10 protein-coding genes are annotated in these 12320 nt (G+C 59.3%); 1 reads left to right on the forward strand and 9 read right to left on the reverse strand.

Annotated features, from left to right (window positions below; translation table 11 throughout):
* Positions 1 to 3: 3 nt before the first annotated feature.
* From HP062_RS04195 to HP062_RS04230, 8 genes are all read right to left on the reverse strand, one after another.
* Complete coding sequence (locus tag HP062_RS04195) at positions 4 to 1014, reverse strand: iron ABC transporter substrate-binding protein (protein ID WP_154504613.1); 1011 nt, start codon at positions 1012 to 1014, stop codon at positions 4 to 6.
* A gap of 205 nt (positions 1015 to 1219) precedes the next feature.
* The gene (locus tag HP062_RS04200; protein ID WP_083376798.1) at positions 1220 to 1780 is read right to left on the reverse strand and encodes a membrane integrity-associated transporter subunit PqiC; all 561 of its coding nucleotides are present in this window, start codon (positions 1778 to 1780) and stop codon (positions 1220 to 1222) included.
* Positions 1781 to 1796: 16 nt separating this feature from the next.
* Positions 1797 to 3452 (reverse strand): intermembrane transport protein PqiB, encoded by a 1656-nt coding sequence (locus tag HP062_RS04205; RefSeq protein ID WP_010460081.1) that lies wholly within the window; start codon positions 3450 to 3452, stop codon positions 1797 to 1799.
* Positions 3433 to 4092 carry a paraquat-inducible protein A gene (locus HP062_RS04210; RefSeq protein ID WP_077748399.1) on the reverse strand — a complete coding sequence of 220 codons (660 nt, stop codon included), beginning with the start codon at positions 4090 to 4092 and terminating at the stop codon, positions 3433 to 3435. The genes HP062_RS04205 and HP062_RS04210 overlap by 20 nt, the downstream gene beginning before the upstream one ends.
* Entirely contained in the window at positions 4089 to 4685 is a 597-nt protein-coding gene (locus HP062_RS04215) for a paraquat-inducible protein A (protein ID WP_010460085.1), read from the reverse strand. The genes HP062_RS04210 and HP062_RS04215 overlap by 4 nt, the downstream gene beginning before the upstream one ends.
* A gap of 212 nt (positions 4686 to 4897) precedes the next feature.
* On the reverse strand, positions 4898 to 6190 hold the full coding sequence (locus tag HP062_RS04220; protein WP_172790881.1) for an FAD-binding oxidoreductase: 1293 nt from the start codon (positions 6188 to 6190) through the stop codon (positions 4898 to 4900).
* Complete coding sequence (locus HP062_RS04225) at positions 6187 to 7275, reverse strand: polyamine ABC transporter substrate-binding protein (RefSeq protein WP_010460089.1); 1089 nt, start codon at positions 7273 to 7275, stop codon at positions 6187 to 6189. Before HP062_RS04225 ends, HP062_RS04220 begins: the two co-directional genes overlap by 4 nt.
* 144 nt (positions 7276 to 7419) lie before the next feature.
* Positions 7420 to 8778 carry a glutamine synthetase family protein gene (locus HP062_RS04230; protein WP_145307202.1) on the reverse strand — a complete coding sequence of 453 codons (1359 nt, stop codon included), beginning with the start codon at positions 8776 to 8778 and terminating at the stop codon, positions 7420 to 7422.
* Between the two features lie 162 nt (positions 8779 to 8940).
* Between HP062_RS04230 and HP062_RS04235 the strand changes: the two genes are divergently transcribed.
* Positions 8941 to 9855 carry a helix-turn-helix domain-containing protein gene (locus HP062_RS04235; RefSeq protein ID WP_010460092.1) on the forward strand — a complete coding sequence of 305 codons (915 nt, stop codon included), beginning with the start codon at positions 8941 to 8943 and terminating at the stop codon, positions 9853 to 9855.
* Between the two features lie 59 nt (positions 9856 to 9914).
* Here the strand turns inward: HP062_RS04235 and HP062_RS04240 are convergent, their stop codons facing one another.
* Positions 9915 to 12302, reverse strand: coding sequence for a DUF3772 domain-containing protein (locus tag HP062_RS04240; RefSeq protein ID WP_172790882.1), 2388 nt, complete (start codon positions 12300 to 12302; stop codon positions 9915 to 9917).
* Between the last annotated feature and the right edge of the window lie 18 nt (positions 12303 to 12320).

Genomic DNA, 12320 nt, shown 5'->3' on the forward strand with positions numbered 1-12320 from the left:
CAATTAGAGCAGCCCCGCCTGAGTCATCAGGTCCACGGCTTTTTTGCTGTCGAGTTTCGACGCATCGACCACCGGGGCGTCGAGTTGCGACAAAGGCACCAGTTTCGGATTGGATGGGGCGTTTTTGCCCACGGCGTATTCGAACGACTTGCCAGTCTTGAGGATGTCCTGGCCGTCCTTGCCGGTGATCCATTTGAGCAACGCCTGGGCTTGTTCCTTGTGCTTGCTGGACGCCAATACGCCGCCCCCCGAGACGCTGACAAAGGCCCCCGGGTCCTTGTGCTTGAAGTAGTGCAGGGCCGTGTTGTTGCTGTTTTCGCCGGTCTTGGCTTGATCGCCGAAGCTGTAATAGTGATAGATCACGCCGCTGTCGATCTGCCCGGCATTCACCGCCTTGAGCACGGCGCTGTTACCGCGATAGGCCGTAACGTTGCTTTTCATCCCTTTGAGCCATTCCAGCGTTGCGGCTTCACCCTTGAGTTCCAGCACTGCGGCGACGATTGCCTGGAAGTCGGCACCGGCCGGAGAAGCGCCCCAACGACCTTTCCACGCCGGACCCGCGAGGTCCATCAGTGATTTCGGCAAGTCGGCCTCGGGCAGCTTCGCAGGGTTATAGACAAACACGGTTGAGCGCGCGGCAATCCCGACCCATTTGCCATGGGCCGGACGGTAAGCCGCCTCGACTTGCTCCAGCGTTGTCGGGGCAACCGGCGCAAACAGGCCGGCGTTGTCCACCAGCACCATCGCTGGGGAGTTCTCGGTCAGGAACACATCGGCCGGGGACGCGGCGCCTTCCTGCACGATCTGATTGCCCATCTCGGTATCGTCACCATTGCGCACGGTGACCTTGATGCCGGTTTCCTTGGTGAAGCCCTCGACCCAGGCTTTGGTCAGGCTTTCGTGCTGCGCGTTGTAGACCACAATGCCGTCATCCGCTGCAAACACCTGTGTGGCGCCGAGCAGGGCAGTGGCCAGCAAGGCCGCTTTGAGGAAGGAAGGGGTAGGGGTGAACATTCTGTCGGCAGCTCCTGTTCTTTTGGAAGGCATGCACGTCCATTCGCGGATCAATCAATGCGAACCATTTGCATGTTTGAATCGCAGGGAATGTAGAGCTCAAAATGAGAAAAAAACGTCAAAGAAACCGTTAATACATGTCATTTACATTCAGATTAGCAGCACCTCGACCCCTTGCCCGATGGGTCTGAATCAAACGGTGTGATCACTGGCTCGATGGGCAGCCTTTCGAAGTTCCGCCGGCCGCCTGATTAATCGCAGCGGCCAGACGCTTGACGTTGTTCTGATGCGCCACCACCAACTCATCAATGCTGGGGCCGGAAGGTGACTGCAACGTGCTGCGGCAAGTAATCAGCGTGTTATCACTGTCGCCAAGGCTGCGCAGGCGCCATTTGACGTCGATCAGCGCGTATTGCCCTGGAATCGAGTCGAAGCGCTGCACATCCAGGCGCAGTGACATTTTGCGTTGTGAATGGCTGTTGAGCAGTTGGTCAACCATGGCGCTGCGCAATTCATCCACCAAGCTCGCGGCCCACCATTCGGTTTCGAGTATCGCCAGGCCGCTGTTGCCCTGGCGGATCACGATCTGCGGACGATCGACCTGGGGCGGCACGCTGATGCTTTCAATCTCGATCTCCGAGGTACCGCCTCTGGATTGATTACCCAATTGCGCCGGAATCAGGGTGTGAAACTGAATCGGGTCACTGCGGCAAGCGGTGAGCAGTAACAGCGCGGTGACCAAGGTGATCTTCAGCGAAAAAGCCATGGTGTTGCTCCTGTGGTCAGTTGCGCGGTGGCGCCTGCAGATCCATCGGTGCGGCGTTGTTGGGGCGGCCGCGAATCAGCGATTCCGGATGGCGTCCCAGGTAATCCGAGAGCTCACGCAAGGAGCGCGACATGCGTCCGAGTTCGTCCAGGGTCTGGGTCAGCTGTTCCCGCTGCGGCGAATCTTCGGCGAGCGTCGAACTGGCCGATTGCAGGGTCTTGCTGACGTCGGCCAGGGTGGTTTGCACGCCCGGCAGCGTCTTGGCGTTGAATTGGGCGAGGCCTTTGCGCAGTTCGACGAGGTTACTGTCCAGATTGCCGGCAATTCGCTCGATCGGCAGTTGGTTGATCTTGTTGACCATGCCTTCGAGTTTTTCCTGCAACTGTTCGAGGCTGCCGGGAATGGTCGGAATACTGACCGGACGGGCGCTTGGATCGAACGCGACTTTCTCGGCCTTGGGGTAGAAATCCAGTGAGATGTACAGCTGGCCGGTCAGCAGATTGCCGCTGCGTGCCTGGGCGCGCAGACCGTTCTCGATAAAGGAACCCATCAAGCGCACGGCTGCGGCTTCATCATTGGGATCATGATTGAGCGCCTTGAGCATTTTGGTATGGGCCGAACCCAGGCGCTGCGGGTAGATCACGATGCCAACGTTGACCGGGAAGCTGCGCTTTTTCGCATCGAAATCCAGATTGATCGACACCACTTTGCCGAACTCCACGCCGAGGAATTCCACCGGTGCATCGACTTTGAGGCCACGCAGGGCCTGGTCGAAACGCAGGCTCAAGTATTGGCCCTTGCCACTGGGCGGGGCGAGGGCGGTTTGCTGGTCGGGGAACAGTTCATAGGCATACTCTTCGGCCGCCGGTTTATCGTTGGGGCTGTACTCCGGCGCGCGGAAGGCGATGCCGCCAACCAGCAGCGATGACAATGACTCGGTCTTCACCGCGAAGCCATTGGCGCCGACGCTGACATCAATACCGCTGGCGTTCCAGAACCGGGTGTTTTCGGTGACATAGGCATCGTTGGGCGCGTGAATGAACAAGTCGATGTTCACACCGTTGCCGTCAGGGTCCAGCGCATAGGCTACCACCTGGCCGACCGGAATTTTTCGGTAATAGACCGGCGAGCCGATGTCCAGCGATCCGAGGTCCTGGGTGTGCAAGGTAAAGCGTTTGCCCGGTTCGCCATAGGTAATCGCTGGCGGGTTTTCCTGGCCTTTGAAGTGTTTCGAACGGGTGTTGGACTGGCCGATATCCGCGCCGATGTAGTCACCGGAGAACAGGGTATCGATGCCCGACACGCCGCCGGCACCGATACGCGGACGCACCACCCAGAACTGTGAGTCTTCACGGGTGAAGCTTTCCGCCTGTTTGGCCAGTTTGATCGTGGCGTTGACACTCTTCTGGTCGCTGCTCAGTTCCACGTCCGAGACCTGTCCGATCACCACATTGCGGTATTTGACCTCGGTCTTGTTGGCAGTCAGGCCGCTGCCGGTCTTGAACGTGACCGTGATGGTCGGGCCTTCCTGCATCATGCTGTGGACCACCAGGGAAATGCCCACCAGTACTGCGACGATTGGCACGATCCAGACCAGCGAAACGCTGAAACGACGAGTCTTGATTGGGGCCTGGCCAGGGGCTTGCGGCCCGTCAGTGGCTTGCGACTTCATCCATGTCCTCCTCGGTGTGTGAGTTTTTATCCTGCTCGTTATCCCAGATCAGACGCGGGTCGAAACTCATCGCTGACAGCATGGTGAACACCACCACCAGTCCGAAAAACAGAATGCCCGGACGCGGTTCGATATCGGCCAGGGCTTGAAACTTCACCAGTGAGGCCACCAGGGCCACCACGATCACGTCGAGCATGGACCAATAACCGATGAGCTCGACGAAGCGGTATAACGTCGATCGTTCCTTGCGCGCCCATAGGCTGTTGCGATGCACCGTAATCAGCAGCAGCATTAACGCGACGAACTTGACGCCCGGCACCGCGATGCTGGCGATAAAAATGATCAGGGCGATGTCCCAGGCACCGTGCTGCCAGAAATCCAGCACGCCGCCCATGATCGTGCTGTCAGCACCGTTACCGACCATCTTCGTATTCATCACCGGCAGCAGATTGGCCGGGACGTAAAACACCAATGAGGTCAGCAGGTAGGCCCAGGTGCGGGTCAGCGAGTTGGTTTTGCGCCGATGCAACGGCGCGCCGCAGCGCTCGCATTGGTGCGGTTCACCTGTCATGTCGCAGGCCAGTCCGCAGCTGTGGCACAGGCAGAGGTTGAGTTCGCTGGCGACCGGAGGCGTTGTCATAGAATGTCCCACAGCTCACGGATATCGCGCCCGGCGATGCGGATCATCATCAGGCTGAGCACGGCCAGGGCAAACAGACCGATGCCGGGCAGCACATCCAGCAACCCGGCGAGCTTGATCACCGCAACCATGGCCCCCAGCAGACAGACTTCGAGCATGCTCCAGGGCCGCAGGGTTTCCAGCCAGCGCATGCAGAAGCTGAAACCGGGTGAGCGCCGGGAGGCGAGGGCATAGCTCAGCACCCAGATCAGCAGCAACAGCTGGAAAATCGGCGCGATGATCATCGCGATCGCCGCCACCATGGCAATGAAGGTGATCGGCCCCAGGCTCAGGGCCAGCACCGAGTCCCAGAGGGTTGCGCTGTTTTTCAGGCCTTTGAGGCTGATGCTCATGACCGGGTAGAAATTGGCGAAAATCCATAGCATCAACGCCGTCCAGGTCAACGCCAGGCGTTGTTCCACCGTCAGGCCGTTATAGCGCTGGAGCACACCGCCGCAGCGTGTGCACAGGGTTTTTTGATGTTTGGCGAGCGTGACTTTTTCATACACGCAGTCGCAGTGCTCGCAGATGATCAGTTGGTCAGTCGTAGCCATTGGCCGCACTCGCCAGGACGCAGGAAAGTCAGAGCACCTCCTCAATATAGAAGTGCCTTGCGATTGAGCAAATCGAAAGGCCTAAACAACTGATTGACCGCGTTATCGTTTATCGCGAGCAGGCTCACTCCCACAGGGATCGTCGTCGTTCACAAATGCTGTGTCCGCCGAAAATCCCCTGTGGGAGTGAGCCTGCTCGCGATAGCGGCCTGTCAGCCAACCAGTTCGCGCAGTCGATACCAGAACATCCCAAGCGCCAGCAACGGCGAGCGCAGCATCGGCCCGCCGGGAAAGGTCATGTGCGGCACGGCGCTGAACACGTCGAACCCTCGACTGTGCCCGGCATGGATCGCTTCACCCAACAGCTTCGCGCACCAATGCGTGACGTTCAGCCCATGCCCCGAGTAACCCTGGGCATAAAACACATTCGGGTGCTGACTCAAGCGGCCAACTTGCGGGAAGCGATTGGCGGAGATGCCGATCCGGCCGCCCCATTGATAGTCGATGCGCACATCGCGCAATTGCGGGAAGACTTTGAGCATCTGCGGGCGCATGTACGCCGTGATGTCAGCCGGATCGCGCCCGGAATAATGGCAGGCGCCGCCGAACAGCAAGCGCCGGTCCGCCGAGAGCCGGTAGTAATCCAGGCCGACTTTCTGGTCGCACAACGCCAGGTTCTGCGGGATCAACTGCGCGGCAACCTCAGGTGCCAACGGCTCGGTGGCAATGATGTAGCTGCCGGCCGGGAGCACCTTGCCGCTGAGCTTCGGTTCGAGTTCTTCAAGGTGCGCGTTGCAGGCCAGCACCAGACTTCCCGCGCGTACCGTGCCACCGGCACAGCGAACCTGCACCGTGCTGCCATGGATCAACTCCAGAACCGGGCTCTGCTCGAAGACCTGCACCCCAAGGGATTGCGCCAGCCTTGCTTCGCCCAGCACCAGATTGAGCGGATGCAAATGGCCCGAACCCATGTCGACCAGACCACCGGCATAGACGCTTGAGTCCACCACTTGCTCACGGATCTGCTCCGGCCCGACCAGACGGGTTTCGTGGGCGTAACCTGATTCGGCCAGACTGTCCCGCTCCGCCTTGAACACCGCGAATTGCGCCTTGGTGTTGGCCAGCTCGCAGAACCCCCAGCGCAGGTCGCACTCAATCCCGTGTTCACGGATGCGATTGCCCACCAGTTCCACCGATTCGATCCCCGCGCGCTCCAGATAGCCCACCCCGTCCTCACCGACGTACCGGGTGAAACCGCTGACGTCATGGCCGATTCCGCGGATCAACTGCCCGCCATTGCGCCCGCTGGCGCCCCAGCCAATCCGCCGGCCCTCCAGCACAATCACCGAGAGCCCGCGCTGAGCCAGCTCGATCGCGGTGTTGACGCCGGTAAAACCGCCGCCGATCACGCAGACATCGGCCACAAGGTCCGAGGCCAGCGTGGGGCAGGGCGTCAGGCCTTTGGCGGTGGCCGCGTAGTAGGAATGTGCGTGTTCGTTATTCATTTGTTGGACTTCACTTTGCTCCAGGAACGGGTCATCAGTCGCATGATCGCCTGGGGCGGGGTGGTCGAAATGTAGAGTTTGTCGAGGACTGCCTGAGGTGGGTAAACCTCAGGGTTGTTCACCAGCTCCGCGTCCATGTATTCCTTGGCGGCGGGGTTCGGGTTGGCATAGCCGACCGAGGCGCTGACCTTGGCAATCACTTGCGGGTCCAGAAGGTAGTTGATGAAGGCATGGGCTTCTTTCGGGTTGCTGGCATCGGCAGGAATCGCCAACAGGTCAAACCACAAGTTACTGCCTTCCTTCGGAATGGCGTAGGCGATGTTCACGCCGTTCTTGGCTTCCTTGGCCCGGTTGGCGGCCTGGAACACGTCACCGGAATAGCCGAAGGCAACGCAGATGTCGCCGTTTGCCAGGTCCGATACGTATTTGGAGGAGTGGAAATAGGTGATGTAAGGCCGGATGCTCAACAGTTTGGCTTCGGCTTTTTTGAAGTCTTCAGGGTTCTCGCTGCGCGGGTCCATGCCCATGTAATTGAGAATCGCCGGGAACACTTCATCGGCCGAGTCCATCATCGATACGCCGCACTGGCTGAGTTTCTTGATGTTTTCCGGTTCGAACAGCACTTCCCAGGAATCGATGCGGTCGATGCCGAGCACTTGCTTGACCTTGTCGACGTTGTAGCCGATGCCGTTGGTGCCCCACAGGTACGGCACGGAATGCTCGTTACCCGGATCGTTTTTCTCCAGCAGCGCCAACAATTTCGGGTCGAGGTTCTTGAAGTTGGGCAACTGCGCACGGTCCAGCTTGAGGAACGCCCCGGCCTTCACCTGACGGGCGAGGAAGTGGTTGGACGGCACGACCACGTCATACCCGGTACGCCCGGCGAGCAACTTGCCCTCCAGGGTTTCGTTGGAATCGAAGACGTCGTAGATCACCTTGATCCCGGATTTGGCCTGGAAGTCGGCGAGGGTGGTTTCGCCGATGTAATCGGTCCAGTTGTAGACGCTGACGGTGGGTTGAGCCTGGGCAACGGCACTGAACAGCACGGCAAGCGCGGCCGGCACCATGGATTTCAATAGACGCATTCGACACCTCTTTAGTTATTAGACTGTGTAGGAGCGAGGCTTGCCCGCGAAGGAGGCCTGACTGTCAACGATGATGTTGAACGGACCGGCCTCTTCGCGGGCAAGCCTCGCTCCTACAGGGGGGCGCGTGATCTCGCGTGGTTTTCAGACGCTAAGCATCAAGAACTCACGCTCCCAGGAACTGATCACTCGCTTGAAATTCTCGTGTTCGGCACGCTTGACTGCCACGTAACCGCGCACGAATTTGTCGCCCAGATACCGTCCGATGGTTTCGCTCTCTTCCATCTGCGTCAGCGCATCCTCGATGGTGATCGGCAGGCGCAGGTTGCGGCGCTCGTAGGCTCGACCTTGCACCGCCGCACTCGGTTCGACGCGTTCAACCATGCCCAGATAACCGCACAACAAACTGGCCGCGATCGCCAGGTACGGGTTGGCGTCAGCCCCCGGCAAGCGGTTCTCCACGCGCATCGAATCTGGCGTCGAGGTCGGCACTCGCAGGCCGACGGTGCGGTTTTCTTCGCCCCATTCAACGTTGACCGGGGCCGAGGTGTCCGGCAGGAAGCGGCGGAACGAGTTGACGTTGGGCGCGAACATCGGCAGCACTTTGGGGATGTACTTTTGCAGACCGCCGATGTGGTGCAGGAAAAGCTCGCTCATCGTGCCGTCGGCATTGGCGAAGATCGGCTGACCGGTGGCAATGTCGACTACGCTCTGGTGGATGTGCATGGCGCTGCCGGGCTCGTCGCCAATCGGCTTGGCCATGAACGTCGCCGCGACGTTGTGCTTGAGCGCCGCCTCACGCATGGTGCGTTTGAACACAGTGATCTGGTCGGCCAGGTCCAGCGCATCGCCATGACGGAAGTTGATTTCCATCTGCGCCGGGCCGTCTTCGTGGATCAGTGTGTCGAGGTCCAGGCCTTGCAGTTCGCACCAGTCGTAGACGTCTTCGAACAGCGGATCGAATTCGTTCGCGGCGTCGATGGAAAACGACTGACGACCGCTTTCCGCACGGCCCGAACGGCCCAGCGGCGCCTTGAGCGGCAAGTCCGGGTCTTCACAGCGCTGGGTCAGGTAGAACTCCATTTCCGGCGCGACAATCGGCCGCCAGCCTTTGTCGGTGTACAGCTGCAGCACTTTCTTCAGCACGTTGCGCGGCGATAGTTCGATCGGGTTGCCGAACTTGTCGAAGGTGTCGTGGATCACGATGGCGGTCGGCTCGATGGCCCATGGAATCACATACACCGCGTCGGCGACGGGCTTGCAGACCATGTCGATGTCGGCCGGGTCGAGCAGGTCGTAGTAGATGTCGTCGTCGACAAAGTCCCCGGTTACCGTTTGCAAAAGCACACTTTCCGGCAGGCGCATGCCTCGCTCATGCAGGAACTTGTTGGTGGGTGCGATTTTGCCGCGTGCAATGCCGGTCAAGTCACTGACCACACACTCGACTTCGGTAATCTTGTGATCTTTCAGCCACGTGAGGAGCTGATCGAAAGGGGCATTCATAAAGACCTCGTTATTGGTTTTTTTTAACGTCGGGGAGGACGGTTTCATCCACCGCACACTTCCCCTGAGACGCGTTGACGACTATCTTGGGCGAGCCTTGCGGTTCCATCTATCCACTTTCAGCAGCACCAAAACGCACCAAACGAGTGCGTAAGGTCATTCATGTCAGCGTCCAGTCCAATACAGGTTCAAGCGTTCAACACCGACGATGTCGCTGCGCAAATCCGCGCCACGCCGGGTTGGGTCCAGCATTACCAGCAAATGTCGCCGGGGCATTTCGCCGGGCGTGTGCGCTACCTGGACCTGCAAGGCGTGGAGATTTACGAAGAGCAGATGAACACCCGGGTCGAACAGAATTTCAGCGCGCCCGAGGGTTCGCTGGCGTTCTGTTTCGATCGCAGCGACAACGCGCTGTATGTGTTGAATGGCGAAAGCCGCAACATCTGGATCACCCCGGAGAACTACCAGGAAGTCGCCGTGGTGTTTGGTCCGGAGTTCGTGCAGCGTCACGGTTTGAATGTTGCGCGGCTGGAAGGCTTGTTCATGTCGCCGCTGAACTCGGGGCAGAACGCCTTGTTCAGCCGCTGGTTGAGCGGCACCTTGACCCGCCTCGCCGAAACGCTCGACCCGCCGAGCAAAGAAGCGCTGACCCAGCAACTGCTCGAAGACTGCCTGTACATCCTCGACAACGCCTGTGTGTGCCTCGATCACGGCGGCCTGCAGCGCCGCACCGAAGAACGCGCAGTGATGAAACGCATCGGCGAATGGGCCGCCGACTCACCGGAAGAAACCCTCAACCTGCTGGAGCTCTCCCAGGTGGCCGGGGTTTCACTGCGGCAGTTGCAGCACGCGTTCAAGGCCTTCACCGGGATGACGCCCACCCATTGGCTGCGCCTGCGCCGCCTCAACAGCGCCCACCGCGAATTGCTCGCGCGAACACCGAATGACACCACCGTTGCCGAAGTGGCGATGAATTGGTCGTTCTGGCATCTGGGGCGGTTTTCCAGCAGTTACCGGGCGCTGTTCAAGGAACTGCCGAGTGAAACGCTCAAGCGCATTCGCCCGAGCAGGACCTGATTCGCAAGTTCAGCCTCGCCGAGAGGGCGCAGTGACTGGCTGAACGACCGGTTTTTTGTTCAAACCGTCGATGCAGGTTTCGCCAGTTCAATCCCGGCCGCACCCAATCGCTTGAGAATTTCAAACAACAAATCGCTTTTAGTCGTGCCGACGATTCTCGGGCTGCTGACGTAGCCCGTGACCGTCAGCGTGATGCCTTCGGGGGTCAGTTTGCTGAACCGGACGAAGGTAGCCGGTTTGTCGAGGATGGTTTCGTTCTCGCGGTACGTGTCGTACAGCAGGTTTTGAACTTGCTCCGGATCGATGTCCAGCGGGAACATCAGCTCCAGTGTCGCCACCCCTTGTGCGCTGCCGCCAAGGGTGACGTTGCGCAGGTTCTGCGAGATCAGTTGTGAGTTGGGCACGATGACGATCGAGCGGTCACTGAGTTGTATTTCGGTGGCCCTGACGTTGATGCGGCGGATGTCGCCTTCGACGCCACTGATGCTGATCAGGTCGCCGACCTTGACCGGGCGCTCGGTCAGCAGAATCAGCCCGGAGACGAAGTTTTTGACGATTTCCTGCAAGCCGAAGCCGATCCCCACCGACAGGGCGCTGACAATCCACGCCAGGTTGGTCCACTCGATGCCCAGGGATGACAAGGTCAGCAGTATCACCAGGGCGTAACCGATATTGGAGAACAGTGTGCTGAGCGAGGCACACATGCCGGGGTCCATGTCGGTCTTGGGCAGGAACTCGTTATCCAGCCATCGGCGCAGTGCGCGAATCAGGTAGATGCCGATGAACAGGGCCAGTAGCGCATTCAGCAAATGGCCCGGGATGATATTGAGTTTGCGCAGGCCATCGCCGCCGAGGATGGCGAACGTCTGGGTAAACAGTTGTCCCAGCGTCGTGCCGACGCCACCGACAAACAGTGAAATGACCGCCAGCAGCATTAAACCGGCGCGACCGACACCGGACAGAATGATCGACGCTTGCTCAAGGCGTACATCGCCGATTCCGAGCAATTGTTTGAGCGCCTTGCCGCTTGGACTCTTGGGTGAAAACAGGTACTCACAGCTGTCTCTGAACAATTGCGTCAGCAAGTAGAAGCCCGACAGGATGATAAAACCCCAGACCAGTTGGTACGTAATGAACCGTGCCAGGGAGATGTAGCCGATCAGCAGCGCAATCAGCGATACCACCGTCGCAAAACCGGCCAACGAATAAATCAGGCCGGCAAGGGTGGTACTCGATTCGGGCGCTTCCCCGGTAGCCGCAACGGCTCTGCGGACTCTGCTGGCTCGCCGGAACAACGTGCCGATAATCAGCGTGACCACCAGCGCGATCAAACCGCGGCCAAACAGAATGGCCGGCGGGCTCATGCCGGTGACGTTGGTGATTTGTGCCAGGCTGACCAGAATCAGCAGTGTGACGGCCAGTATCCTGGGGAAGGGCTGAATTGCCAGTGCCACGGGATCGGAGATGGCCGGCAGCCGCCAGGAAGGATGTCGGGTCGACAGCAGCGCCCGGCTCAGACCGGTAATCAGGATGCACACATAGATGATTTTTTCGAATTCATCGGCAAAGTTCTGAATCAAAGGCGACAACGGCAATTGCCGGGTGAGCGCATAAAACAGCAGTTGCATTGCAAAAGCCGTGGTCAGCAGCGTGGCCACGACAGAGGCCAGTGCGAGCGAGCTTCGACGCAAACGTCCTTCCGGCATTCGATGAATACACACCCAGGTCAGCCCGCGCTCCGCGATTCTTCGGCCCCAGGACCAAACACCCAGGGCCAGCACGATCAATGCGATGGTGAACAGGCGTTCGCCGGGTTGCCAGGCGGCCTTGATTGCGCTGGAAGCCTGCTGGATGAATTCGCTCAGCCGCTGGCGGTCCTCCTTCAGCGGACTGAACAATGGCGCCCAGAACCCCGGCCCCAGGATACTGCCGCTGCGCAGCGTGACTTCGGATTCCAGCAGGTTGCGGCGAATGCCGGCGATTTGAATAAGGAGACCGGCAGCATTGTTTCTGAGTGCTGTCAGGGTTTTGAGGCTGGAATCGACTTTGGTCTTTTGCTCGGAGAGATAGGCTCTTTGCGTCGCGATATCCGATTTCTCTGACTCTACATCGTCGAGTGATACCGGGCCCAAAACATCAAGTTGGGCTTGCAGTTGCTTCTGTTCGGGCAGCAGGGATGACTGCAGGCTATCCACGTCGTTGATAAACGACTGAACAGCATCTTGCAGGCCGACCATCTGGGTGAGGTTATTGGCCAGCGAAATCTGTTGCTTGATTCGGTCAAGGCGGATTTGCAGGTTTTGCAGATCACTCTGAGAAATGACTAACGACGAAGTACCCGATGTAATACCTGCAGCCGGCGGTATGTCGGCGGCCGACAGCGCTCCGTCACTGGTTGCAAGCAGCGTGAGCACGACGAACATCATTGACTTCAATGCATTACGCATGGGGGTGCTCGACTCTGT

Source organism: Pseudomonas sp. B14-6, from assembly GCF_013260315.1.
In the GTDB taxonomy this organism is placed as follows: Bacteria; Pseudomonadota; Gammaproteobacteria; order Pseudomonadales; family Pseudomonadaceae; genus Aquipseudomonas; species Aquipseudomonas mandelii.

Coding starts and splice junctions, on each gene's coding strand:
- HP062_RS04240 (WP_172790882.1), bottom strand. CDS start 12,302: ATGCGTAATGCATTGAAGTCAATGATGTTCGTCGTGCTCACGCTGCTT.
- HP062_RS04225 (WP_010460089.1), bottom strand. CDS start 7,275: ATGCGTCTATTGAAATCCATGGTGCCGGCCGCGCTTGCCGTGCTGTTC.
- HP062_RS04200 (WP_083376798.1), bottom strand. CDS start 1,780: ATGGCTTTTTCGCTGAAGATCACCTTGGTCACCGCGCTGTTACTGCTC.
- HP062_RS04215 (WP_010460085.1), bottom strand. CDS start 4,685: ATGGCTACGACTGACCAACTGATCATCTGCGAGCACTGCGACTGCGTG.
- HP062_RS04210 (WP_077748399.1), bottom strand. CDS start 4,092: ATGACAACGCCTCCGGTCGCCAGCGAACTCAACCTCTGCCTGTGCCAC.
- HP062_RS04235 (WP_010460092.1), top strand. CDS start 8,941: ATGTCAGCGTCCAGTCCAATACAGGTTCAAGCGTTCAACACCGACGAT.
- HP062_RS04220 (WP_172790881.1), bottom strand. CDS start 6,190: ATGAATAACGAACACGCACATTCCTACTACGCGGCCACCGCCAAAGGC.
- HP062_RS04230 (WP_145307202.1), bottom strand. CDS start 8,778: ATGAATGCCCCTTTCGATCAGCTCCTCACGTGGCTGAAAGATCACAAG.
- HP062_RS04195 (WP_154504613.1), bottom strand. CDS start 1,014: ATGTTCACCCCTACCCCTTCCTTCCTCAAAGCGGCCTTGCTGGCCACT.
- HP062_RS04205 (WP_010460081.1), bottom strand. CDS start 3,452: ATGAAGTCGCAAGCCACTGACGGGCCGCAAGCCCCTGGCCAGGCCCCA.